This window comes from Rhodoplanes elegans (assembly GCF_016653355.1).
Classification (GTDB): Bacteria; Pseudomonadota; Alphaproteobacteria; order Rhizobiales; family Xanthobacteraceae; genus Rhodoplanes; species Rhodoplanes elegans.
The window spans coordinates 1-23,165 of the sequence record NZ_NHSK01000274.1 but is presented as its reverse complement, the minus strand read 5'-3'; the positions used below and the strand labels follow the sequence as shown (position 1 = coordinate 23,165).

The window sequence follows — 23,165 nt, the reverse complement described above, 5'->3', positions numbered from 1 at the left end:
GCCCACACCATCCCGCCCCGCCGCCGCCCCGCACGGGGGGGATCACCCCGCACGACGGCCTGCTGGCCGACGGGCCGGCCCACGCGCGCGACGCGCTGCTGCGCCTGTGCATCGAGGCGGCGCCGGTCGGCATCGCGATGTTCGATCGCGAGATGCGCTGCCTCGCCGCCAGCCGCCGGTTCCAGGAAGACCACGGCGTCGCCGGCGAGGTGCTGGTCGGCCGGTCGCATTACGAGGTCTTCCCGAACATCCCGCAACGGTGGCGCGAGGCGCATGCGCGCTGCCTCGCCGGGGCGAGCGAGAGCTGCGACGCCGACCGTTACGAGGTGCCGGGCGGTCCGTCGATCTGGGTGCGCTGGGAGATCCGGCCGTGGCACGAGCCGGGCGGCGCCATCGGCGGCATCGTGCTGTTCACCGAGGACGTCACCCAGACGGTGGTGCGCGAGGCCGAGCTGCGGCGCTGGGCCGACACGTTCGAGAACGCCGCCTTCGGCATCACAGTGACGGATGCGGCGACCAACACGATCGCCTTCGCCAACAAGGCCCGTGCCGCGATGGTTGGTCTCGACGTCGCCGATGTGTGCGGCTCGAACGTGCTCGACGGCTATCCGGAGGAGGAGCGCGCCCGCATCGCGGCGCTGCTCGCCGAAGGCGACCGCACCGGCCGGGTGATCTTCGACACGGTGTTCCTGCGCCGCGACGGGTCGTCGCTGCCGGTCCAGCTCGACATCACCAGCGTGCGCAACACCGACGGCAGCGTGCGCTACCGGATCGCCACCGCGCTCGACATCACCGACCGCCAGCTCGCCGAGCGCGCCCGCAAGGAGAGCGAGGCGGAGGCGCGTCGCTACGGCGACCTCCTGCGCACCATGATCGACACGATGGCGGAAGCCGTCCTGATGATCGACGCGGATGGCCGCACCCTGTTCGCCAACACGGCGTGCCGGGCGATGTTCGGCAACCGCGACGACATCGGCTCCGCCGATTGGCAGCGGGTCTATCGCCGTTTCCGGCCCGACGGCACGACGCCCTATCCGCCCGACGAGACGCCGATCGCGCGCGCCCGCCGCGGCGAGAGCTTCGACGACCTCGAGCTGATCTGCCGGCGCGCCACCGGCGAGAGCGACCTGCACATCGTGGCGAGCGGCCGCTCGATCCGCAACGAGGCCGGCCGGCACGAGGCGGCCGTGATCGTCTACCGCGACGTCTCCGAGCTGTTCGAGAAGACGGTGGCGGCGCAGCGCAGCGCCGAGCTGTTCGAGAAGACCATCGCGTCGATCCCGGACGCGTTCCTGGTCACCGACGAGAACCGCAACTTCCTGCACCTCAACCCGGCCTGCAAGACGCTGCTCGGCATCGACGGGTCGCAGTCGCTCGACGCCTGGGAGCAGTCCTACGCGATCTTCCAGCCGGACGGCACGACCGAGGTGCCGCACGACGAGCGGCCGCTGCGCCGGGTGCTGCGCGGCGAGCCGATCGACGCGACCGAGCTGGTGCTGCGCGAGGTGGCGACCGGCCGCGACCTCGCGCTGTCCCTGACGGCGCGCCCGATCCTCGACGGCGACGGCGCGGTGCGCGGCGCCGTGCTGCTCTATCACGACCTGTCGAAGTCGAAGCACATCGAGCGGCAGCTCCGCCAGGGCCAGAAGATGGACGCGATCGGCCAGCTCACCGGCGGCGTCGCGCACGACTTCAACAACATCCTCACCGCCATCACCTGCACGATCGAGATTCTCGCCAAGGGCGTCGCCGACCGGCCGCATCTCGCCACCATCGCGCGGATCATCGACCAGGCGGCACGGCGTGGCGCCGACCTCACCCGCCAGCTTCTCGCCTTCGCGCGCCGGCAGCCGCTCGACCCGCGGCCGACCGACATCAACGGGCTGATGTCCGACACGGCCCGCCTGCTGCGGCCGACGCTCGGCGAGCACATCGAGCTCGCCACCTCGCTCGCCGACGGGCTGTGGCCCGCCATGGTCGACGCCTCGCAGCTCTCCACCGCGGTGATCAACCTCGCGGTGAACTCGCGCGACGCCATGCCGGACGGCGGCAAGCTCACGGTCGAGACCGCCAATGTCACGCTCGACGAGACCTATGCGGAGACCAATCCGGACGCGCGGCCCGGCGACTACGTGATGATCGCCGTCTCCGACACCGGGTCCGGCATCCCCAAGGCGATTCGCGACAAGGTGTTCGAGCCGTTCTTCACCACCAAGGACGTCGGCCGCGGCACCGGGCTCGGCCTCAGCATGGTCTACGGCTTCATCCGCCAGTCGGGCGGCCACGTGAAGCTGTATAGCGAGGACGGGCAGGGCACCTCGATCAAGCTCTTTCTGCCCCGCATCGTCGAGACCGAGGAGGGCGACGAGGACGCCCCCGCGATCGACGCCATGACGGGCGGGGACGAGACCATCCTGGTCGTCGAGGACGACGATCTCGTCCGCCGCAACGTGATCACGCTCCTGGAGGACCTCGGCTACACGGCGTTCGCCGCGAGCAGCGGGCCGGAGGCGCTGAAGCTGCTCGACGACGGCAAGGCGTTCCAGCTCCTGTTCACCGACGTGATCATGCCGGGCGGCATGAACGGCCGCGAGCTCGCCGCCGAGGTCCTGCGCCGGCGGCCGGACGTCAAGGTGCTGTACACGTCCGGCTACGCCGAGGACGCGATCGTCCACCACGGCCGGCTCGACCCCGACGTGACGCTCCTCAACAAGCCGTACCGCAAGGCCGACCTCGCCCGAAAGGTGCGCGAGGCGCTCGCCGGCCCGGCCGCGCCGGGCGCCGCCGCGCGCAAGAAGCGCCGCCGCACCACCAACGACCCGCCGGGGGAGTAGGCGCTCTTACCTCTCGTCTGAATCTCGGCGGATCGGTCTGGTCGTCATTCCGGGGCGGCGCACAGCGCCGAACCCGGAATCCAGCCGCGCGTTCGGTGCTCGCCGCTGGATTCCGGGTTCGCGCCTTCGGCGCGCCCCGGAATGACGGAGTTTGAAACTACCGCCCGCGCACCTTCGGCAGGAAGATGAACGGCCAGGGCGACGGCATCGGGCCGACCGGGACCTCGATCACGGTCGGGCCGTCGCGCCGCGCGAAGCCGCGTTTCAGCGCGGCGGAAAGCTCCTGCGGCGTGCGGGCGCGCTCGGCCGCGGCGCCGAACGACTCGGCGAACTTGACGAAATCCGGATTGGCGAGGTCGCAGGCGATCAGCCGGTTGCCGTAGCTCTCCTCCTGGATGCGCCGGACATTGCCGAAGGCGCCGTCGGCGAACACCACGGCGACCAGCGGGATCTCGTGACGCATCGCGGTTGCCAGCTCGTTCGCCGTGTACATGAAGCCGCCGTCGCCGTTGATCGACAGCACCGCCCGGTCGCGGCAGGCGTCGGCGGCGCCCAGCGCCGTGGCGAAGCCCCAGCCGAGATTGTCCTGGTAGCCGGGCGAGAGAAACGTGCGCGGCGCGTAGACCGGCATGGCGAGCCGGGCCGCGAAGCCGATCTGGGTCACCTCGTCGACGAAGATGCCGTCGTCCGGCAGCGCGGCGCGGATCGCCTCGAGATAGGCGAGCTGCGGCTGTAGCACCGCGAGCTTTTCGCGGAGCTTCGCCTGGCGCTCCTCCATCTCGGCGCGGCGCGACGGGCGGGTCCGATTGTGGCCCGGCACGAGGTCGATGAGGCGGCGCAGGATCGCCGCCGCGTCGCCGACGAGCGCGACCGCCGGGTCGGTGTGGCGGGTGGTCTCGGCCGCCTCGGCGTTGACGTGGATGATCTTCAGGTCGTCGTCGACGCCCCAGTCGCGGACCGGGAAGAACAGCCGCGTGCCGACCGCCAGCACCACGTCGGTCTCGGCCCACAGGTCGTGGGCGAGCGGATGGGTGACGCTGAGCGGATCGCGGCTCGTGAGGATGCCGCGGCCGCGGCGGAAGCCGGACCCGACCGGGGCTTGCAGCATCGCCGAGAGCGCCGCGACCTCTTCGGCCGCGCCGTGGGCGCCGCCGCCCACCATGATCAGCGGGTTCCTGGCCGCGCCGAGCAGCTTCGCCGCCGCGCGCAGCGCGTCCTCGTCGAGCTCCGGTTCCGGAAGGGCCGCGGGCGGTGCGACCGGGGGCAGCGCGGCGCGGCGGCCCCACACGTCCATGGCGCATTCGAGCAGCACCGGGCCGGGGCGCCCGGTCGCCATCGCCCGGATCGCCGCGGCGACGAACGGCGCCGCCTCTTCGGGGGTCCGGATGCGGGCCGTGTGGTCGGCGAGGCGGGCGACGATGCCGCTCTGATCTCGAATTTCATGCAGATGCCCGCGAGAAAGGCCGATCTCGGCCTCCGGGATCTGGCCGATCAGGCCGAGCACCGGCGCGTTCATCGAATAGGCGGTGAGGATCGCGGCCCCGGCGTTGAGGAGGCCCGGTCCCGGCACCACGGCGAAGGTCTGCGGCTTGCCGGTCGCGAGCGCGGCGCCGAGCGCCATGTAGGCCGCGGCCTGCTCGTGGCGGGCATGCACGGTGCGGATGCGATCGGCGTTGCGGAAGAGGGAGTCGAACAACGGGTCGTTGTGCACGCCGGGCACCGCATAGAGCGTGTCGATGCCGTGCGCCAGCAGCGTCGCGACGGCCGCGTCGGCCGTGGTCGAAAGGTCCATGGTCGCCTCGATGCTCGCGTCCCGGGGGATTTCGGCCGTATAGCCGAAGCCGGCGAGGCTGTCGCGGGGCGCGAATGGCGTCGCGGGAGGGCCGGTTTCGGGGGACGGGCGGGCCGCCCCCGCGTCTTGACAAGGCCGCGCGACGCATGCGCTTGTGCGGCCGAATTCACCGGGCCGGGCGCCTCGCGCCGGCCGTATGCTTCGATGGACCGCCATGCATCGCTATCGGACTCACACCTGCGGCGCGCTCCGCGCGGGCGACGTCGGCGCCACGGCCCGCCTGTCGGGCTGGTGTCACCGCATTCGCGACCACGGCGGCGTGCTGTTCATCGACCTGCGCGACCATTACGGTCTCACCCAGGTGGTGGTCGATCCCGACTCGCCGGGCTTCGCCACGGCCGAGAAGGTGCGCTCCGAATGGGTGATCCGGGTCGACGGGCTGGTGCGCAACCGCCCGGCCGGCACCGAGAACCCGGACCTGCCGACCGGCGCCGTCGAGGTCTATGCCCGCGAGATCGAGGTTCTCGGCCCCGCCGCCGAGCTGCCGATGCCGGTGTTCGGCGATCAGGAGTATCCGGAGGACATCCGGCTCCGCTATCGCTTCCTCGATCTGCGCCGCGAGCGGCTGCACGCCAACATCATGCTGCGCGGGCAGATCATCGACAGCCTGCGCCGCCGCATGAAGGAGCAGGGCTTCTTCGAGTTCCAGACGCCGATCCTCACGGCGTCGAGCCCCGAGGGCGCGCGCGACTTCCTCGTGCCCTCCCGTATCCACCCGGGAAAATTCTATGCGCTCCCGCAGGCGCCGCAGCAGTTCAAGCAGCTCATCATGGTGTCGGGCTTCGATCGCTACTTCCAGATCGCGCCCTGCTTCCGTGACGAGGACGCCCGCGCCGACCGCTCGCCCGGCGAGTTCTACCAGCTCGACCTCGAGATGAGCTTCGTCACCCAGCAGGACGTGTTCGACGCGGTCGAGCCGGTGCTGCGCGGGGTGTTCGAGGAGTTCGGCAAGGGCAAGCGCGTCACTCAAAAGTTCCCGCTGATCCCGTTCGCCGAGGCGATGCGGAAGTACGGCTCCGACAAGCCGGATCTCCGCAACCCGATCGAGATGGCCGACGTCTCCGAGCATTTCCGCGGCTCGGGCTTCAAGGTGTTCGCCAACATCCTGGCGAACGATCCGGCCGCCCAGGTGTGGGCGATCCCGGCGCCGACCGGCGGCAACCGCGCGTTCTGCGATCGCATGAACGACTGGGCCAAGGGCGAGGGCCAGCCGGGCCTCGGCTACATCTTCTGGCGCGAGGGTGAGGAGGGCGGCGCCGGTCCGCTCGCCAAGAACATCGGCGTCGAGCGCACCACCGCGATCCGCGACCAGCTCGGCCTGAAGGTCGGCGACGCGTGCTTCTTCGTCGCCGGCAAGCCGAAGGACTTCGCCAAGTTCGCCGGCCTCGCCCGCACCAAGGCGGGCGAGGATCTCGGGCTCATCGACAAGGACCAGTTCGCGCTGTGCTGGATCGTCGACTTCCCGATGTACGAGTGGAACGAGGAGGAGAAGAAGATCGACTTCTCCCACAATCCGTTCTCGATGCCGAACATGCCCGTGGACGAGTTCCTGGCGCTCGAGCCGGGCGACAGCGACAAGATCCTCGGCATGAAGGCGATCCAGTACGACATCGTGTGCAACGGCATCGAGCTGTCGTCGGGCGCGATCCGGAACCATCGTCCGGACGTGATGAAGAAGGCGTTCGCCATCGCCGGCTACGGCGAGGACGTGCTGGAGGCGAAGTTCGGCGGCATGCTGCGCGCGCTGTCGCTCGGCGCCCCGCCGCACGGCGGCATCGCGCCGGGCGTCGACCGCATCGTCATGCTGCTCGCCGGCGAGGAGAACCTGCGCGAGGTCGTCCTCTTCCCGATGAACCAGCGGGCCGAGGACCTCCTGATGGGCGCCCCCTCCGAGGTGACGCCGAAGCAGCTGCGCGAGCTGCACATCCGGCTGAACCTGCCGCAGAAGTGAGGCGGAGACTTCTGCACGGCCTAACCGCCGCCATGGCCGGGCTCGTCCCGGCCATCCACGCCTTGACCGCTGCGGTTTCGTGAAGGCGTGGATGCCCGGCACAAGGCCGGGCATGACGAAGGTGGTCGGCGAGGCGCGCCCGCCCCGCCGAAAAATTCCTTGATCCCAGGGGGCGGGGTGCTTATGTCACCCCCATGCCGCTGACCCTGGTCCGAGCGACCGATCGGCGGCTTTCGTTTGTTCGCAATCTGCTTGCCCCGCGCCGTTGCGGCGTCAGCGTGCAGCATTTCCCCAAAACACCGTCGAACCCGGGAGGACGACATGCGTCACAGCGCCCTCTTGCGATCGGGGACGGGCCTGGAGCGTCCAGGTGCGGTCCGCGACGTCGCCCAGCACGAGATCCCGACCGCTCCGGCGGCCGACGAGGATCGGGGCAACGCCGCGCGACTCGACCATTTCGTCGTGCGCAACGGCGTGCGCTGCGCCGGCGCCCACCTGATCATCGACATCTACGACGGCGAGCGGCTCGACGAGATCGAGCACATCGAGCACACGCTGCGGCGCTGCATCGACGCCGCCGGCGCGACGCTCCTGCACATCCACCTGCACCACTTCCAGCCGAACGGGGTGTCGGGCGTCGCCGTGCTGGCCGAGAGCCACATCTCGATCCACACCTGGCCGGAGGCCGGCTACGCCGCCCTCGACGTGTTCATGTGCGGCGAGGCGGTGCCCGAGGCCTGCGTGCCGATCCTGCGCGAGGCCTTTTCGGCGAAGCGCGTCGCGGTCAGCGAGCTTTTGCGCGGGCAGGGCGTGTAGCCACGCAGCCGCAGGTCTAGCACTGAGCCGTGGATTTAGCACTGAGCCGTCATGGCCGGGCTCGTCCCGGCCATCCACGCCGGGCCGCGGCGCAGAGACGTGGATGCCCGGCACGAGGCCGGGCATGACGACGGAGAGGCCGTCCGTGCCGCGACGGCCGCGGAGCCATTCGACATGTCCGACAAGCGTTGGATCCCCGAGACCCTGTTCGACGATCTCGGCTTCCGCATGACCTACGCGGCCGAGCGGGTGCTGTTCGAGGAGCGCACCGCGCACCAGGATCTCGTCCTCTTCGAGCACAAGACCTTCGGCAAGATGCTGATGCTCGACGGCGCGACCCAGGTCACCACCCGGGACGAGTTCGTCTACCACGAGATGATGAGCCACGTGCCGATCCTCGCCCACGGCGCGGCGACGCGGGTGCTGATCGTCGGCGGCGGCGACTGCGGCATCGCCGAGGAAGTGCTCAAGCACAAGGGCGTCGCGCGGCTCGTCCAGGTCGAGATCGACGCCTCGGTCGTCGAGTTCTCGAAGACCCATTTCCCCGAGTTCACCGGGCCGGTGCTCGCCGACCCGCGCTTCCATCTGGTCATCGCCGACGGCATGGACTTCGTCGCGACCACCGAGGAGCGCTTCGACGTCGTCATCGTCGATTCGACCGACCCGCAGGGGCCGGGCGCCGTCCTGTTCACGCGCGAGTTCTACGCCGGCTGCCGGCGCGTGATGACGCCGGGCGGCGTGATGGTGACGCAGAACGGCGTGCCGTTCTTCCAGCCCGAGGAGCTCGCCACGTCGGTCGGCCATTTCCGGTCGCTGTTCGCGGAAGGGACCTGTTACGTCGCCGCGATCCCGACCTATGTGGGCGGCCACATGGCGATGGGCTTCGCCACCGACGACCTCGCCCTGCGGCAGATCGAGCCGGCCGAGCTGGAGCGGCGCTGGATCGCGGCGGGGCGGTTCGCGACGCGCTACTGGACCCCGGAGGTGCAGCGCGCCGCCTTCGCGCTGCCCCGCTTCATCGCCGACGTCGTCGCCGCCGCCTGAGCGCCGGACTGGTCGTCGGCGGCCGCGGTTTCGCCCCGCCGATTCCAAAAAAGCCACAAAGATCCGTAAGCCACGGAGCACGGGAACCCTCAGGAGGAATGGCGATGCTCAAGACCCTCGGTGCCGCTGCTCTCGTCGCGCTCACGCTCGCTCCGTCCGGCCCGGCGGCCGCGCAGGACGCGCTCACGGGCGGCCTCCTGGGCGGCGCGGCCGGCGCCATCATCGGCGGCGCGGCGACGGGTCGGGCCGGCGGCGCCATCGCGGGCGGCCTGATCGGCGGTGCCGCGGGCGCCATCATCGGCGCGCAGGCCGAGCAGCGCCGCGGCGGCTTCTACTGGTACGAGGGCCGCTGCTACCAGGCGGTGCCGGGCGGCTATCAGCGCGTCCAGCGCCAGTACTGCTACTGATCCTGCTTTATAGAGAGAAGGCGCGGGCGCTCAGAACGGCCCGCGCCGCGATCGCTTGACCGGCACCGGCGAGGTGAGCACCGCGCCGGCGCGCGCCTGCACCTCGGCCGGCACCGCGTAGTCGCGGACCAGGGCGCGCGCATCGCGCAGTCCGCAGGCCTCCCGCTGCACCATCAGCATCCACAAGGCATGCGCGGCCGTGTCGACCAGCACGGCGCGGCTCTGCCGTGTGTCACCCGCGCCTGCGCCGCCCGGCGTCGCGTCGTGCGCGCGAAGCGCCGCCAGCGCCTGCTCCAGCCCGCGCCCGAGGCGGCCGAGCGCCGAGGCCTTCTCGGCCATCAACTCGTCGCCGAGCAGATCGGCCGGCGTCTGGTCGCGCGGTGACTTCGCCATCTCCCGTCTCTTTGCTTCGCCTCTGCGCCTTGTCTCGACGTCGTGCCCATGCGCGCCGCTGTCCACGGCGCGCATGGATCGTCTCGTCCGCCCCGACGTTAGCACGCAGGGCCCGAGGGCATGAAGGAGCGCAGGATGGACGACGCGGGTGGCGTGCTGTGGTTGCTGATCAATGTGGGAATCGTCGTGGTGCTGGCCGCGGCGCTCATCTGGGGCACGATGCGCTGGCGGCAGCGCCGCACCGACCGCGCCGCCGAGGTCGAGCGCGATCGGGCGACCCTGAAGAGCTATCGCGAGAGCGATCAGAACACCGCCAGGTAGCGCAGCAGCGACAGCACGCCGATGATGATGACGACGATGCGGGCGATCTGCTTCGCCCGGCCATCGATCGGCAGCATGCCGATCAGGTAGAGCACCAGAAGAATGACCACGAAGGTGATGAGGACGCTGATCAGGGTGGCCATCGGGGCTCCGGCTCGTGCGACGGTTGCGGTCTCGACCGGGCGGGTGCCCGGCACGCGGTGACGCCGCGGGTGCGGCGGCGAGGCGCGGGGCGTCCCGCTCTCGTTACCTCAACGGCGTGCCGGGACGGTAAGTTCCCGCCCTGATCCGCCCTGATCCGCCCGGGCCGATGGGCCTCCGGGGCGCCGGGTTGCCGCCGCGATACCGTCTGCTAGAACCTCGGAAAATCCGGGCGGGGCGCGACTCAGGGCGCACGACCGCTTCCGGCTGCCGAGGAGCTTCCATGTCGGTCGACGCCGCGACGGTCCGTCGCATCGCCCATCTCGCCCGCATCGCCGTCGAGGACGCCGAGGTCGAGCACCTCCAGGGCGAGCTAAACGCCATCCTGGCCTTCGTCGAGCAGCTCTCCGAGGTCGACGTCGACGGCGTCGCCCCGATGACCTCGGTCACCCCCATGGTGATGAAGAAGCGCGAGGACGTCGTCACCGATGGCGACATCCCCGATCTCGTGGTCAGGAACGCGCCGGAGACGCAGGACCACTTCTTCCTGGTCCCCAAGGTGGTGGAGTGAGCCCGATGACCGCGTCGCACCCCAACACCTTGTCGCTCACCGAAGCCCGCGACGCGCTGAAGCGGCGCGAGATCTCCGCCGTCGAGCTGACGCAGGCGCATCTCGACGCGATCGAGAAGGCGCGCGTCCTCAACGCCTATGTACTGGAGACGCCCGACAAGGCGCTCGCCATGGCGAAGGCCTCCGACGAGAAGCTCGCCAAGGGCGAGGGCGGGCCGCTCGAAGGCCTGCCGCTCGGCATCAAGGACATGTTCGCGACCGAGGGCGTGCGCACCACCGCCTGCGCCGCGATCCTCGAAAACTTCGTGCCGGTCTACGAGTCGACCGTGACGTCGCATCTGTGGCGCGACGGCGCCGTGATGCTCGGCAAGCTCAACAACGACGAGTTCGCCATGGGCTCGTCGAACGAGACCTCGCATTTCGGCCCGGTGATCTCGCCGTGGCGGCGCACCGGCTCGGACGCCAGGATCGTGCCCGGCGGCTCGTCGGGCGGCTCGGCCTCGGCGGTCGCGGCGAGCCTCTGCCTCGGCGCCACCGGCACCGACACGGGCGGCTCGATCCGCCAGCCGGCGGCCTTCGCCGGTATCGTCGGCGTCAAGCCGACCTACGGGCGCTGCTCGCGCTGGGGCATCGTCGCCTTCGCCTCGTCGCTCGACCAGGCCGGCCCCTTCGCCCGCACCGTGAAGGACACGGCCGTGCTGCTGCGCTCGATGGCCGGCCACGATCCGAAGGACACCACCTCGGTCGATCTGCCGGTGCCGGACTACGAGGCGGCGGTCGGCCGCTCGGTGAAGGGCATGAAGATCGGCATCCCGAAGGAGTACCGGGTCGCCGGCATGCCGGACGAGATCGAGGCGCTCTGGCGCAAGGGAGCCGAGTGGCTGAAGGCGGCCGGCGCCGAGATCGTCGAGGTGTCGCTGCCGCACACCAAGTACGCGTTGCCGGCTTATTACATCGTGGCGCCGGCCGAGGCCTCGTCCAACCTCGCCCGCTACGACGGCGTGCGCTACGGCGTGCGGGTCCCGGGCAACGACATCGTCGACATGTACGAGAAGACGCGCGCGGCCGGCTTCGGCCCGGAGGTGCGGCGCCGCATCATGATCGGCACGTACGTGCTCTCCGCCGGCTACTACGACGCCTATTACCGGCGCGCCCAGCAGGTCCGCACCCTCATCAAGAAGGATTTCGAGGACTGCTTCGCGCAGGGGGTGAGCGCGATCCTGACGCCGGCGACGCCGTCGGCCGCCTTCGGCATCGGCGAGAAGGTGTCGGGCGATCCGGTCGAGATGTACCTGAACGACATCTTCACGGTCACGGTGAACATGGCGGGCCTGCCCGGCATCGCCGTGCCGGCCGGCCTCGACGCGCAGGGCCTGCCGCTCGGCCTCCAGCTCATCGGCCGCCCGTTCGACGAGGAGACGCTGTTCTCGCTCGCCGGCGCCATCGAGCAGGACGCCGGCCGGTTCACCCCGCAGCCGTGGTGGTGAGGGTCGTGGCGCCGTAGGGCGGGCACGTTCGTGCCCGCGCTGCCGGGTGCCGCTGGTCTGGACCGGGTGGGACCGGCGCTCCGCGCCGCGCCCACCCTACGACCGGCGCGAGACCCTACTTCCCCGCCTCGTGCACGACCTTGCCGCCCACTATGGTCATCACCGGCTTCAGATCCTTGATCTCGGAGGCGGGCACGGTGAGGTAGTCGCGGTCGAGGACGACGAGGTCGGCGTACTTGCCGGGGGCGAGCGAGCCGAGGTTGCCCTCCTGGAACAGGAAGGCGGCATTGGAGCGGGTGTGGGCGATCAGTGCCTCCTCGCGCGTGATCGTCTCCTTCAGGACCTTGCGACCGCCGACCATCTCGCCCGTCACGGCCCAGTGCAGCGTGGTGAACGGGCTGGTCGGCGTCACCGCGGTCGCGTCGGAGCCGAGCCCCCACGGGATGCCGCTGTCCTGGACGAGCCGCAGGGGCGGCATCGCATAGGTGCGGTCGCCGTGGACCTTCAGCATCAGGGCGCCCTGGACGGTCGGCCGGCTGTGGAGCTGGACGTGCATGCCGAGCCGCTTCATGCGGGCGATGTCCTGCGGCTCGAGCTGGTCGCCGTGCGACATCGTCCAGCGCAGCCCCTTCACCGGCTTGACCGCGTTGATCGCCTCGATCTCGGTCAGGAACGCCTCGATGGTGCCGCGGAGCTGGGCGTGGACGTTGAGGTGCATGCCCTTGTCGGCGACCGCCTGGGCGATGCGGCGCCACTGCGCCATGTTCTCCGGCGTCGGCGAGGCGCCGCGGGCGAGCAGATTGTCGTGCAGGGGGAAGTAGACGGTCTCGCCGTAGCCGGTGTGGTCGAGCCAGTCGTCGCCCTGGAACGGCTTCAGGCCGGCGATGACGGCGAGCGCCTTGTCGACGCCCTCGGCCGAGGTCGGCTCCTGCCAGATGTTGTAGAAGGCCCGCACCGTCATCTGCTTGCGTTCCCACACGGTGCGGAACGCCTCGAGGTGCCCGGCGTTGAAGGCGCGGCCGCCCATCTCCTGGTAGGCCGTGATGCCCATCCGGTTGAGGTCGCGCATCAGGGCGCGGGCGTTCTCGACGCTTGTCTCTTTAGAGACCTCGCCGAGCCGGCCGAGCGTCCAGGCGACGGCGCCGCCGCCGTTGAGCACGCCGGTCGGCTGGCCGCTGGTGTCCTTCTCGATCTTGCCGTTGCGCGGGTCGGGCGTCTCGCCGGTGATGCCGAGCGCCTTCAGGGCCGCCGAGTTGGCGTAGATGCGGAAGTAGATGACCTGGAGGACGACCGGGTTGTTCGGCGCCGCTTCGTCGAGCTCCGCCTTGGTGAAGCCGCCGGGCTGATCGGTGAACTGCTCCTCCGACCAGCCGCCGAGCGACAGCACCAGCTCGCCCGGCTTCGACGCCTTCGCCTTGGCGGCGATCATCGCCAGCGCCTCGTTGCGCGACGTGATCCCGTCGAGCCGCACCTCGCGGTCCCAGTACTCGGCCGCCCGCATGAAGTGGGCGTGGTTGTCGATCAGGCCGGGGATGACGGTCTTGCCGCCGAGGTCGATGACCCGGGTCTGCGGCGTCTTCAGCGCCTCGATGTCGGCCGCGCTGCCGGTCGCGACGATGCGCTCGCCGGCGATCGCCAGCGCCGGCACGATGGTGAAGCGGTCGTCGACCGTGACGATCTTGCCGTTGGTGAGGATCGTGTCGGCCGTGCGGGGCGCGGCCGAAGCCGGCGCCGCACTCGGCGCTGCGCCGGGCGATGACGCGCCGGGTGCAGCGGTCTGGGCGATCGCCGGAGCGGCGAGCGCGGCGGTGCCGGCCAGCAGGCCGACGGCGAGCACACGGGTGGCGTGACGGGGGTGCATTCGGACGTCCTCCACGATGTTGAACTTTCTTGTTGGGATGGACGATAGCGAGCGCGACCGGGCGCGACAATCCGAACCGCCGCGCGGGACCGGCATGCCTCGACCGCGTGCGCTGCGGTCGCGATGCGGTGCCGAGCCTTGAAGGGGGCGCCGACACTCTGTAACCGAATGAGACATCGACCACGCGCCGCCTTCTCGGGCGCGGGGACACCGGGCGGCGCCCGGCCGGGATCCCGGCCGGGCCGCTCCGGCCAGACAGACGAGGCGGACATGAACGCACCGGTGAAGACGACGAAGCTGATCAAGGGCGCCACCGGCGACTTCGAGGTGATCGTCGGCATGGAGGTCCATGCCCAGGTGACCTCGAACGCCAAGCTGTTCTCCGGCGCCTCGGCGGCCTTCGGCGGCGCACCCAACAGCCATGTCTCGCTGGTCGACGCGGCGATGCCCGGCATGCTGCCGGTGATCAACGAGGAGTGCGTCCGCCAGGCGATCCGCACCGGCCTCGGGCTCAAGGCGCAGATCAATCTCGAGTCCGTCTTCGACCGGAAGAACTACTTCTACCCGGACCTGCCGCAGGGCTACCAGATCAGCCAGTACAAGTCGCCGATCGTCGGCGAGGGCGAGGTCGTGGTCGACATGCCGGACGGCGAGACCGTGCGGGTCGGCATCGAGCGGCTGCATCTCGAGCAGGACGCCGGCAAGTCGCTGCACGACCAGCACCCGTCCATGTCGTTCGTCGACCTCAACCGCTCCGGCGTCGCCCTGATGGAGATCGTCTCGCGGCCCGACATCCGCTCCGCCGAGGAGGCCAAGGCGTTCGTCGCCAAGCTGCGCACCATCATGCGCTATCTCGGCACCTGCGACGGCAACATGGAGGAGGGGAGCCTGCGCGCCGACGTCAACGTCTCGGTGCGCCGCCCCGGCGAGCCGCTCGGTACCCGCTGCGAGATCAAGAACGTCAACTCGCTGCGCTTCATCGGCCAGGCCATCGAGGTCGAGGCGCGCCGCCAGATCGAGATCATCGAGGACGGCGGCGCGATCGTGCAGGAGACCCGGCTGTTCGATCCCGGCCGCGGCGAGACCCGGTCGATGCGCAACAAGGAGGAGGCGCACGACTATCGGTATTTCCCCGATCCGGATCTGCTGCCGCTCGTCTTCGACCAGGCCTATGTCGACGCGCTCGCCGCCGCGTTGCCCGAGCTGCCCGACGCCAAGAAGGCGCGCTTCATGGCGGACTACGGCCTGTCGGCCTACGACGCCGACGTGCTGGTCGCCGAGCGCGAGACCGCCGCCTTCTTCGAGAGCGTGGTGGAGCGGGGCGCCGGCGCGCGTCGCGATCCGAAACTCGCCGCCAACTGGGTGATCAACGAGCTCGCCGGCCGCCTCAACAAGGAGGGCCACGGCATCGCGGAGTCGCCGGTGTCGGCCGACCAGCTCGGCGCCGTGCTCGACCTGATCGCCGACGGCACCATCTCGGGCAAGATCGCCAAGGACCTGTTCGAGATCGTGTGGAGCGAGGGCGGCGACCCGAAGGCGATCGTCGAGGCGCGCGGCATGAAGCAGGTCACCGACACCGGCGCGATCGCCGCGGCGATCGACGAGGTGATCGCCAAGAACCCCGACAAGGCCGCACAGGCGAAGGAGAAGCCGGCGATGGTCGGCTGGTTCGTCGGCCAGGTGATGAAGGCCTCGGGCGGCAAGGCCAACCCGCAGGCCGTCAACGCGCTCCTCAAGAGCAAGCTCGGCCTCGAGTAGCCGCACCGAACGAGCCGATGCCGTGCCGCGCGCCCCTGCGGCACGGCCTTCGCCGCAGCCTCGACGGCGCGGCATCGCGTCGCCCGCCGGCGGCCGTCGCGTCTCCTCCTGACTGTTCCTCGTCGCCTCTTCGCCGTCGTCTCGCCGCATCGTCGCCGCGTGCGAAGGTCAGCCGACGTCTTTCGTGCGACGCACGATCGGCGACGACGCTCCCTCTCAGCTCCGGCCGCGATGCTCTCGACGGGTCGTTCCTCGTCCCTCGCGAGGTGTCCGAACGCCCTCTGCGGCAGGCGTTCCGGCACCGCGTCGAATCGGTCGCTGCTCGATTCGATGTGCGTGACGCGCCGCGATGCGGTCCTCGGCACGCCGTCGCGGAGGAAATCCGCAGAATTTTTTTCGACGTGAACGAAGCGTTATCGCGGCGCGTCGCGACTGCTCCGCGAGCGCGCGTCGTCGCGTCGACGGACGCGCGCGCGTTCCCGACCACACGCGAGAAACGCCCGTTTCATCGGCACAACTTTCATCGTCTCCGGAAGCCGCGCAGGCGCGTTCGCGATCGTGCGCGACGACACGAGACGCCGCGCACGCGGCGACGACGCGCGTCTCACACCTGTATCGATCGTCGCGATCGACACGGAACGCCAAGCGGAGCCGCTGATTTTTCCGTTGTGCTGTAGTAATCGAAGTGTAGTGCCCTCGATTCGCGTGGGCACGTTTCTGATAGCCATCCCACCACGGCTAGGAGGGCAGCATGCCGAAGAAAGCGACGACCGCGAAGCCGGCCGCCAAGAAGACCACGACGGCGAAGAAGACGACGACCGCCGCCGCGAAGAAGACCACCACGAAGGCCGCCGCGAAGCCGGCTGCCAAGAAGACGGCGACGGCGAAGAAGACCACCACTGCGGCGAAGAAGCCGGCGGCCAAGAAGGCTCCCGCGAAGAAGAAGTGAAACCGCGGCCTCTCGGAGCGACAGGCTCCGGGCAAGCCGTGGCGTTCGTCGGGGACCGGCGACAGCGGCGCGAACGAGCTTCCATCCGACGTCGGCTTCCAGCGAAGCTCTCTCAGATGCGAAGCGCGCTTTCCGACCGCCGCCGGTCACGAACGACGAAAGAGGGCGTCGGCGAGACCGAGCCCGGCATCCGCTCCACCGGCCGCGATGGCCGGACCGCGGCGGACCGCCGGGTGGACCGTGCAAAGGTCTCGCTCTGCTTCACGAGCGGCTGATCGCCGCCGGAGCAGCCCGATCATCGGACCTCTCGCCGACGCCCCCCTCATCGTGCGACGGCCCGCAGGCCTCGAGGCCGTCGCCGGGTGATCACGGGATCACCCAAAGCTCGGAGCCCACGATCGCGTGGGCGGCCTGACGCGGCGCAGTGCTGCGGTTCCCGTTCCCGTCTCGACCCGACGTTTGCGTCCGGCGTGTTCGATCCGGTTTTCGCGTCGCCGGATTCGAGGCGCGGTGTTCGAGGCGTTTCTTTAGAGTTGTTGTCGTCGTCCCGGCGCCGCAGCGATCGACCGACACGGGGCCACGTCCGCGCCCGCTCGGTCGGCGGCGCGAGACGTCGCGTCCGCGATGCGCCGCCCTCGGGGCCGACACCGCCGCGGGGATCGGTCCGCCGCTCAGCCTTTCAGGCAACCGCTCATGAAGGTGCGGTAGGCGCCGCGGCCTTTCACGTTCTTGGCCGCCTTCTCGTCCTTCCACTTCCCGGCGCAGTCCTTCATGCGCTGCTGCTGCGCCGTCGTCTTCTTCGCGGTCGTGGGCGTCCCGGCCGCCGACGTCTCGGCGGCCGGCTTCGCGGCGGCCTTGTCGGCGGCGGGCTTCGCGTCCTGTGCCGTGACCGGCAGCGCGGCGAGCGCGAGCCATCCGGCCGCCAGCACGGCCGTCCATCCACGTCCGGTCCAGCAGCCTTTCGTCATCACGAACCTGCTCATGGTGTCCTCTCCAGTGGAAGCGGAGTGTCAGGATACAAGTGGCTCCGCGGCGACGCCATCGGGTCGCACGATCATCGCGACCGGAGGCGAGAGCCGCGATCGCACGGACCAGATCGCGAGAACTGTCGGCGGTCGCCGCAAACGTGCCTTGCGCCGGCGCCCCGCCGACGACATCTCGATCGGGCGCTTCGTCCGACGATCCGATCCGTTCACGACAGGAGAGAGTGATGGCCCGAACCCCCGCCTCGAAGTCCGGCAAGGCCGCGTCGCGCACGCCCGCGCCGCGCCGGAGCGCATCGCGCAAGGTCGCGCCCGGCAAGGTCGCGCCTGTCAAGCGCGCGTCCACCAAGAGCACGCCGAGCAAATCCGCACCCGGCAAGAGCACGTCAGCCTCGCGCAAGACAACGACGACGAGGTCGGCTCCGAAGGCGGCACCCGCGCCGGTCGCGAAGGGCAGGGCGGCTGCGGCGCGCAGCGGATCGCGCGGTGGCGCGCGCACTGGAGCGAAGCCGGCGCCGATCGAGCTCTTCTACTGGTCGACGCCGAACGGCTGGAAGATCTCCATCATGCTGGAGGAGTGCCGGCTGCCCTACGTGGTGCGGCCGATCAACATCGGCAAAGGCGAGCAGTTCGATCCGTCCTTCCTGGCCGTCGCCCCCAACAACCGCATCCCGGCGATCGTCGATCCGGACGGACCGGGCGGCAGGCCGATCTCGATCTTCGAGTCCGGCGCCATCCTCCAGTATCTCGGCCGCAAGACCGGCAAGCTCTATCCGGCCGACGAGCGCAAGCGCGTCGAGGTCGACCAGTGGCTGATGTGGCAGATGGGCGGGCTCGGGCCGATGGCCGGCCAGGCGCATCACTTCCGGCAATATGCGCGCGAGGAGGTGCCCTATGCGATCAAGCGCTATACCGACGAGGTGAACCGGCTCTACGGCGTGATGAACCGCCGGCTCGCCGACCGGCCGTTCCTGGCCGGCGCGTACTCGATCGCCGACGTCGCCTGCATCGGCTGGGCGAGCCGGTACGAGCGCCAGGGCCAGGACCTCGCCGACTTCCCGCACGTGAAGCGCTGGCTCGACACGCTGCTGGCGCGGCCCGCGGTGGCGCGCGGCATGGCGCTCGCCGCCGAGGCGGCGACCGGCGTCGACATGAAGGACCCGGCCGTCCAGGCGCTGCTGTTCGGCCAGCGCGCCCGCTGACGTCTCGCTCCGGATCCGGCGCGGCTGTGCCGCGTCGGATCTTCCGCGGAGACCGCCGGTCGGCGACCCGTATTACCAAAACCCTATTTCGCGCGGCTTTCCGGCGTGGTGAACACGGGCTTGCGCGATGTGGTTACCGGGATTCCTCGCAATTTCGGAAAGTGCCTGGAAATCCGAGGGTTCCGCGTTGTCGGGCCAGCGATTCCGCGGGCCTGCCGCGGTGCCGTTAAGGGGGGATTCATCGCACCTTTTAAGTGCACTTTCAGACGCCTCCCGGAAGATCGGGGTGTTCGGACGGCGACGATCCGGACGCTGCGATCAAGCAAACGGCCGGCACAGCGGCCACGGCCTGGGGAGGCCAGACATGGGACGGTTCGACACTGCGGCATTGGAGACGGCGGCCCTCGGTGCGGCCACCACGGACGCCGACATGTTCTTCCAGCTCGGCATGATGTACTCGACCGGCGCGAGCGTGGAGGCCGACTACGTGTCGGCGCACAAGTGGTTCAATCTCGCCGCCCTGAACGGCAATCGCGACGCCATAAGGCTGCGCCGCGAGGTCGCCGAGATGATGAGCGAGGGCGAGATCGCGACGGCGCAGCGCGCCGCCCGCGCCTGGCTCGGCCGCTGAGGGCAGGGGACTCCGCCGGGTCGCCGTTCGCTGTTCGCCGTTCATGCGCGGCGCCGCAGAGCGCCGCCGGCGCCGGCGGACCGAAGCGGTCGACGGACCATCGCGCCGGGGCGCCGGCTTGACCGTCCTGACCGAACCGCCTACGACAAACCGCGTCGGAGCTGTGGCCGAGTGGCTGAAGGCGGCGGTTTGCTAAACCGTTATACGGCCTTAAAGCCGTATCGAGGGTTCGAATCCCTCCGGCTCCGCCAGCCCTCTCGGCGCCACGCCGAACCTGCCGGGGAATCCTCGGCTCGCCGGCACCAACGATCCAGGCCTCTTCCACCCGGGTCACCGGTCGATCGTGACACACGATCGCGGCCGACACGCGTGTCGGCATGGCTGGCGCCGCGACTCGCGCGGACCGCTTCGGGGCGAATTTCCCCTGGGTGAGAATTCGGCGTGGGCGAGGACCGGCTCCGGCAACGGCGGTGATCGCCCCGGTCGGACCTGGGTGGTCCGGAGGTGGGGCCGCGAGGCATCTCTCTCGGCGTGACCCTCGTCCCCGGGGACCTCGCCGTCGGCCCGCCCGTGAACCGGCCGGCGCGGGCCGATCCGGCGCGGCAGGCTCCGGAAGAATCGCCTCCGCCCTTGTCAACGGACCGCGCGTGCCCCTCGGCCCGGCGGTCGATGCGACCCGCGGACGGCCGGCACCGACGCCAAGCCGCTGGGAAAGCAACCTCTTTTAACACTTTGCGACAATTCGTGTTCGGTGGCGGCTCGCCCAGGGCGGTACCGCGGAGCCGTCGTGGCGGGGGTGTGCGGGCCCGGCTTCCGCACCCGAAATCGACTCGATTCGAGGCGCTCGTCGGCCCGAGAGAGGCCCGGAGGCCCACCGTGACATGTGTGCAGCGTCGGGCCGGGCGGCGCCCTCGGCGCCTCGCGCAAGCCGTTGCATTCGTTAACGGTTTTTACGCTTCCCAAACCCTTCGGGTGACCCCCGATTTCGTGTCCTTTGGGCAACACCGCTCCGGATTCAGAGGCTTGGAGCCGGTTCGGCGGCGGTTCTTTATTGCCTGCAGGGGGCTCTCAGCTAATCTGACCTCGCGACGCAGGGGGGCATTCCCGGGGTCGCCCCGTCTAGGTTCCAAGTCGGATCGGTGACACGAACGGCACGGAATACTGGGTGGATCGTCGGGAGTAAGGGGACCTTCCAGGGTGCATGCCACCCGCCGGAGACGGAACCCTCCCAAGGCAAACGAATGGAGGTTTCAGATGAAGATGGTGAAAACCCTTCTCCTCGGCTCCGCGGCTGGTCTCGTGGCGATCGCCGGCGCTCAGGCGGCCGATCTGCCGGTGAAGGCGAAGCCCGTCGAGTACGTGAAGGTCTGCTCGCTGTACGGCGCCGGCTTCTACTACATCCCGGGCACCGACACCTGCGTGAAGATCGGTGGCTACGTCCGCGGCCAGTACTACTACGGCAACGGCTCGCAGGTCTCCCAGGGCGTCATGTTCGGCGCGACCAATGGCGAGCAGAGCCGCCGCGGTGGTGACGACGCCGTGCTCCGCACCCGCGCCGTCATGACGATGGACTCGCGGACGCAGACCGAGTGGGGCACCCTGCGCACCTACTACCTGCTCGGCTTCACCGACGACAACGGCACCAACACGCTGTACGCGACCCGCGGCTTCATCCAGTTCGCCGGCTTCACGTTCGGTAAGGCGCAGTCGTTCTACGACATCTTCTCGAACCCGGCCGTGTCGTACTTCGGCTTCGCTTCGTCGGACACCGGCGACGCCGGCACCAACCTCGCCGCCTACACGGCGCAGCTCGGCAACGGCGTGTCGGCCACGATCTCGGCCGAAGCCCCCCGTCGCACGGGCATCTTCAACGACGGCGCGGCTGCGACTGCGGTCACGCTCGGCGCCAACCTGAACAACGACTACGTCAACGTTCGTTGGCCGGATGTCGTCGGTGCCATCCGCGTCGACCAGGCCTGGGGCTCCTTCCAGGTCATGGGCGCCCTGCATGACGCCTCGGCCGCCTACAACTTCGCTGGTGGCGTGCCGATCACGACCGCTGGCAACGGCGACGACGCCATCGGCTTCGCGGTCGGTGTCGGCGCTCGCATCAAGACCGACTTCATCTCGCGCGGCGACAGCTTCCAGTTCCAGGTGAACTACACCGAGGGCGCGCTGAAGTACGCCGTGACGACCCAGCCGACTGCTGGCTCGGCTCTCCGCTACAGCGGCGACTCGATCGGCACGGGCTGGTTCACGGATGGCGTCGCGGTCAACGGCGGTGGCGTCGATCTGGTGAAGGTGTTCGGTGTCAACGCGTCGTACGAGCACGTGTGGACCCCGGCCCTGAAGACCTCGGTCTACGGTGCCTACATCAACGTGGATTACGGCGATGCCGGCAACACCGCGATGTGCAACTACTTCCGCAACACCAGCACGACCATCAACCTGACCGCCGCGTCGGCCTGCGACATGGACTTCGCGTTCTGGCAGCTCGGCTCGCGCACCCAGTGGAACGTTCGTCCGGACTTCTACATGGGCGTCGACGTCCTCTACACGAGCCTCGACTCGGCTCTGAAGGGCTCGACCGCGACCTCGATCGCCGGCGTCGGCGCTCAGGCGGCTCGCGCTGGCAACGTGTTCGGCGATCAGGACGCGCTGGCCGTCACGTTCCGCGTGCATCGCGACATCGTTCCGTGATCGTCTGATCACTGCGACTGTCTGACCCCTCTTCGGGTCGAAACCCCCGGCGGTCTCCGCCGGGGGTTTTTCGTCGTGGGAGAGGGGCCGCGCCGCGCGCCTCGTCATGGCCGGGCTCGTCCCGATCCACATGACGTCAAAGGTGAAGGCACGGCCCCTCGATGGTCGTCGTCCGCGCAGGCGGACGACCCAGTATCCCACCGACCTGCTTTGTTTTGGTCGAGAGACTGCGGAGTACTGGGTGCTCCGCCTTCGCGGAGCACGACGAAGGAGAGGTGCGAGCGCGGCTTTGCCGGGTGGGGGAGCCGCCGATGTCCGGCCTGCCTCGTCGATCTCAGCCCCGCGCCGCCACGCAGCGCGTCACGAAATCGGCGATGCGGGCGATCACGTCGTCGCTCGCGAGGTCGGGGGCGTGGCCCTGGCGCGGCACCTCGATCGCCTCGATCCCGGGATGGTGCTCGCGCATCCTCTCGACCGTCGCGGCCGACAGGAGATCCGAGAGGCCGCCGCGGATCACCATCACGGGCACGTTCGCCAGCGCATCGAACTGCGGCCACAGCTCGGGCAGGGGCTTGGAGATGTCGAAGGCGGCGAGCGCCCGCGCGATCGCCTGGTCGTAGGTCGGCACCAGATGGCCGTTCTCCTGCCGCCAGGTGCGGTGCGCCATGGCGAGCCAGTCCTCGTCGGTCCAGTCCGGGAACTCGCCCGCGAACTTGGTCCTCAGGGCGACGGCGCCTTCGGCGAATCCGGGCGGCGATCCGGCCCGGCCCACATAGGTCTTGATGCGGGCGATGCCGTCGATCTCGATCACCGGGCCGATGTCGTTGAGCACCGCGCCGGCGATCGCGTCCGGCTTCACGGCCGCCATCGCCATGGTGATCAGCCCGCCGCGCGAGGTGCCGACGATCACGGCGGGCAGCGCGCCGAGCGCCGCCATCACGGTCAGCACGTCGCCGAGCTCCACCGCCACCGAATAGTTGTCGGGGTTTTGGTCGTAGTCGGAGAGGCCGCGGCCGCGATAGTCGAGCGACAGCACCCGGCGCGGGTGGAGGGGATCGCGCGCCAGCGCGCTGGCGAGCGGGTGGAAGTCGGCCGCCGTGCGGGTGAGCCCCGGCAGGCAGACGACCGGCGGCCCGGGCAGGCCGGGATCGCCGTAGTCGCGCGCATGCAGCTTCAGCCCGTCCGTCGCGGTGACGAAGTGGCTCCGATATCCGTCGTCGGTCATGGTGTCGCCCCAGCCTGGTTCGCCCGGATTGTTCGGGGG

General features: G+C 70.0%; 19 protein-coding genes and 1 tRNA gene. 14 read left to right on the top strand and 6 right to left on the bottom strand.

What is annotated here, in order from left to right:
* Positions 1 to 2,834 (top strand): PAS domain-containing hybrid sensor histidine kinase/response regulator (locus CCR97_RS28530; RefSeq protein ID WP_201160115.1); only part of this gene is annotated, 2,834 nt, incomplete at its 5' end.
* 157 nt (positions 2,835 to 2,991) lie between these two features.
* On the opposite strand, the gene CCR97_RS28525 is transcribed toward CCR97_RS28530, so the two are convergent.
* A complete protein-coding gene (locus CCR97_RS28525) occupies positions 2,992 to 4,626 on the bottom strand; it encodes a thiamine pyrophosphate-dependent enzyme (protein ID WP_201160114.1) in 1,635 nt (544 codons plus the stop codon).
* 214 nt (positions 4,627 to 4,840) lie between these two features.
* On the opposite strand from CCR97_RS28525, the gene aspS reads away from it, so the two are divergent.
* The 4 genes from aspS (at position 4,841) to CCR97_RS28505 (ending at position 8,904) form a co-directional block, all read left to right on the top strand.
* On the top strand, positions 4,841 to 6,637 hold the full coding sequence (gene aspS / locus CCR97_RS28520; RefSeq protein WP_111356568.1) for an aspartate--tRNA ligase: 1,797 nt from the start codon (positions 4,841 to 4,843) through the stop codon (positions 6,635 to 6,637).
* Between the two features lie 321 nt (positions 6,638 to 6,958).
* Positions 6,959 to 7,453 carry an adenosylmethionine decarboxylase gene (gene speD, locus CCR97_RS28515; RefSeq protein WP_111356567.1) on the top strand — a complete coding sequence of 165 codons (495 nt, stop codon included), beginning with the start codon at positions 6,959 to 6,961 and terminating at the stop codon, positions 7,451 to 7,453.
* A 174-nt stretch (positions 7,454 to 7,627) separates the two neighbouring features.
* On the top strand, positions 7,628 to 8,497 hold the full coding sequence (gene speE, locus CCR97_RS28510; protein ID WP_111356571.1) for a polyamine aminopropyltransferase: 870 nt from the start codon (positions 7,628 to 7,630) through the stop codon (positions 8,495 to 8,497).
* 104 nt (positions 8,498 to 8,601) lie between these two features.
* Positions 8,602 to 8,904: a glycine zipper domain-containing protein gene (locus CCR97_RS28505; protein ID WP_244670729.1), complete on the top strand. Its 303-nt coding sequence runs from the start codon at positions 8,602 to 8,604 to the stop codon at positions 8,902 to 8,904.
* A gap of 30 nt (positions 8,905 to 8,934) precedes the next feature.
* Here CCR97_RS28505 and CCR97_RS28500 read toward each other — a convergent pair whose 3' ends face one another.
* On the bottom strand, positions 8,935 to 9,297 hold the full coding sequence (locus CCR97_RS28500; RefSeq protein ID WP_244670728.1) for a DUF6665 family protein: 363 nt from the start codon (positions 9,295 to 9,297) through the stop codon (positions 8,935 to 8,937).
* A 135-nt stretch (positions 9,298 to 9,432) separates the two neighbouring features.
* Here CCR97_RS28500 and CCR97_RS28495 point away from each other — a divergent pair, with 135 nt between their 5' ends.
* Positions 9,433 to 9,618 carry a hypothetical protein gene (locus CCR97_RS28495; RefSeq protein ID WP_111356565.1) on the top strand — a complete coding sequence of 62 codons (186 nt, stop codon included), beginning with the start codon at positions 9,433 to 9,435 and terminating at the stop codon, positions 9,616 to 9,618.
* Here CCR97_RS28495 and CCR97_RS28490 read toward each other — a convergent pair.
* Positions 9,600 to 9,761: a Thivi_2564 family membrane protein gene (locus tag CCR97_RS28490; protein WP_170145767.1), complete on the bottom strand. Its 162-nt coding sequence runs from the start codon at positions 9,759 to 9,761 to the stop codon at positions 9,600 to 9,602. The two genes, CCR97_RS28495 and CCR97_RS28490, sit on opposite strands and share 19 nt — an antisense overlap.
* 281 nt (positions 9,762 to 10,042) lie before the next feature.
* On the opposite strand from CCR97_RS28490, the gene gatC reads away from it, so the two are divergent.
* Positions 10,043 to 10,330, top strand: coding sequence for an Asp-tRNA(Asn)/Glu-tRNA(Gln) amidotransferase subunit GatC (gene gatC / locus CCR97_RS28485; RefSeq protein WP_111356564.1), 288 nt, complete (start codon positions 10,043 to 10,045; stop codon positions 10,328 to 10,330).
* A 5-nt stretch (positions 10,331 to 10,335) separates the two neighbouring features.
* Positions 10,336 to 11,817, top strand: a complete 1,482-nt coding sequence (gene gatA, locus CCR97_RS28480; protein WP_111356563.1) for an Asp-tRNA(Asn)/Glu-tRNA(Gln) amidotransferase subunit GatA — start codon at positions 10,336 to 10,338, stop codon at positions 11,815 to 11,817.
* A 115-nt stretch (positions 11,818 to 11,932) separates the two neighbouring features.
* Here the strand turns inward: gatA and CCR97_RS28475 are convergent, their stop codons facing one another.
* Positions 11,933 to 13,678, bottom strand: coding sequence for an amidohydrolase (locus CCR97_RS28475; RefSeq protein WP_170145766.1), 1,746 nt, complete (start codon positions 13,676 to 13,678; stop codon positions 11,933 to 11,935).
* A gap of 270 nt (positions 13,679 to 13,948) precedes the next feature.
* Between CCR97_RS28475 and gatB the strand changes: the two genes are divergently transcribed.
* Together gatB and CCR97_RS28465 are read left to right on the top strand one after the other, a co-directional pair.
* Positions 13,949 to 15,436: an Asp-tRNA(Asn)/Glu-tRNA(Gln) amidotransferase subunit GatB gene (gatB, locus tag CCR97_RS28470; RefSeq protein ID WP_111356561.1), complete on the top strand. Its 1,488-nt coding sequence runs from the start codon at positions 13,949 to 13,951 to the stop codon at positions 15,434 to 15,436.
* 751 nt (positions 15,437 to 16,187) lie between these two features.
* Entirely contained in the window at positions 16,188 to 16,385 is a 198-nt protein-coding gene (locus CCR97_RS28465) for a hypothetical protein (protein WP_201160112.1), read from the top strand.
* A 671-nt stretch (positions 16,386 to 17,056) separates the two neighbouring features.
* Here CCR97_RS28465 and CCR97_RS28460 read toward each other — a convergent pair.
* The gene (locus CCR97_RS28460; protein ID WP_111356560.1) at positions 17,057 to 17,368 is read right to left on the bottom strand and encodes a PsiF family protein; all 312 of its coding nucleotides are present in this window, start codon (positions 17,366 to 17,368) and stop codon (positions 17,057 to 17,059) included.
* Between the two features lie 518 nt (positions 17,369 to 17,886).
* On the opposite strand from CCR97_RS28460, the gene CCR97_RS28455 reads away from it, so the two are divergent.
* From CCR97_RS28455 to CCR97_RS28440, 4 genes are all read left to right on the top strand, one after another.
* A complete protein-coding gene (locus tag CCR97_RS28455) occupies positions 17,887 to 18,570 on the top strand; it encodes a glutathione S-transferase N-terminal domain-containing protein (RefSeq protein WP_276330209.1) in 684 nt (227 codons plus the stop codon).
* 364 nt (positions 18,571 to 18,934) lie between these two features.
* Positions 18,935 to 19,201, top strand: coding sequence for an SEL1-like repeat protein (locus tag CCR97_RS28450; RefSeq protein WP_111356559.1), 267 nt, complete (start codon positions 18,935 to 18,937; stop codon positions 19,199 to 19,201).
* A 157-nt stretch (positions 19,202 to 19,358) separates the two neighbouring features.
* Positions 19,359 to 19,452 (top strand) — tRNA-Ser (locus CCR97_RS28445).
* A gap of 1,003 nt (positions 19,453 to 20,455) precedes the next feature.
* On the top strand, positions 20,456 to 21,901 hold the full coding sequence (locus CCR97_RS28440) for a porin (protein WP_111356558.1): 1,446 nt from the start codon (positions 20,456 to 20,458) through the stop codon (positions 21,899 to 21,901).
* Between the two features lie 334 nt (positions 21,902 to 22,235).
* On the opposite strand, the gene CCR97_RS28435 is transcribed toward CCR97_RS28440, so the two are convergent.
* Positions 22,236 to 23,165, bottom strand: a 930-nt coding sequence (locus tag CCR97_RS28435; RefSeq protein WP_338049153.1) for an alpha/beta fold hydrolase, incomplete at its 5' end; no start/stop codon positions are given.

What these genes read in the sequence shown, in the direction of transcription:
- CCR97_RS28525 (WP_201160114.1), bottom strand. Translation starts at nt 4,626, where the DNA reads ATGGACCTTTCGACCACGGCCGACGCGGCCGTCGCGACGCTGCTGGCG.
- aspS (WP_111356568.1), top strand. Translation starts at nt 4,841, where the DNA reads ATGCATCGCTATCGGACTCACACCTGCGGCGCGCTCCGCGCGGGCGAC.
- CCR97_RS28440 (WP_111356558.1), top strand. Translation starts at nt 20,456, where the DNA reads ATGAAGATGGTGAAAACCCTTCTCCTCGGCTCCGCGGCTGGTCTCGTG.
- CCR97_RS28465 (WP_201160112.1), top strand. Translation starts at nt 16,188, where the DNA reads ATGCCGAAGAAAGCGACGACCGCGAAGCCGGCCGCCAAGAAGACCACG.
- speD (WP_111356567.1), top strand. Translation starts at nt 6,959, where the DNA reads ATGCGTCACAGCGCCCTCTTGCGATCGGGGACGGGCCTGGAGCGTCCA.
- CCR97_RS28500 (WP_244670728.1), bottom strand. Translation starts at nt 9,297, where the DNA reads ATGGCGAAGTCACCGCGCGACCAGACGCCGGCCGATCTGCTCGGCGAC.
- gatB (WP_111356561.1), top strand. Translation starts at nt 13,949, where the DNA reads ATGAACGCACCGGTGAAGACGACGAAGCTGATCAAGGGCGCCACCGGC.
- CCR97_RS28450 (WP_111356559.1), top strand. Translation starts at nt 18,935, where the DNA reads ATGGGACGGTTCGACACTGCGGCATTGGAGACGGCGGCCCTCGGTGCG.
- gatA (WP_111356563.1), top strand. Translation starts at nt 10,336, where the DNA reads ATGACCGCGTCGCACCCCAACACCTTGTCGCTCACCGAAGCCCGCGAC.
- speE (WP_111356571.1), top strand. Translation starts at nt 7,628, where the DNA reads ATGTCCGACAAGCGTTGGATCCCCGAGACCCTGTTCGACGATCTCGGC.
- CCR97_RS28505 (WP_244670729.1), top strand. Translation starts at nt 8,602, where the DNA reads ATGCTCAAGACCCTCGGTGCCGCTGCTCTCGTCGCGCTCACGCTCGCT.
- CCR97_RS28475 (WP_170145766.1), bottom strand. Translation starts at nt 13,678, where the DNA reads ATGCACCCCCGTCACGCCACCCGTGTGCTCGCCGTCGGCCTGCTGGCC.
- gatC (WP_111356564.1), top strand. Translation starts at nt 10,043, where the DNA reads ATGTCGGTCGACGCCGCGACGGTCCGTCGCATCGCCCATCTCGCCCGC.
- CCR97_RS28495 (WP_111356565.1), top strand. Translation starts at nt 9,433, where the DNA reads ATGGACGACGCGGGTGGCGTGCTGTGGTTGCTGATCAATGTGGGAATC.
- CCR97_RS28490 (WP_170145767.1), bottom strand. Translation starts at nt 9,761, where the DNA reads ATGGCCACCCTGATCAGCGTCCTCATCACCTTCGTGGTCATTCTTCTG.
- CCR97_RS28460 (WP_111356560.1), bottom strand. Translation starts at nt 17,368, where the DNA reads ATGAGCAGGTTCGTGATGACGAAAGGCTGCTGGACCGGACGTGGATGG.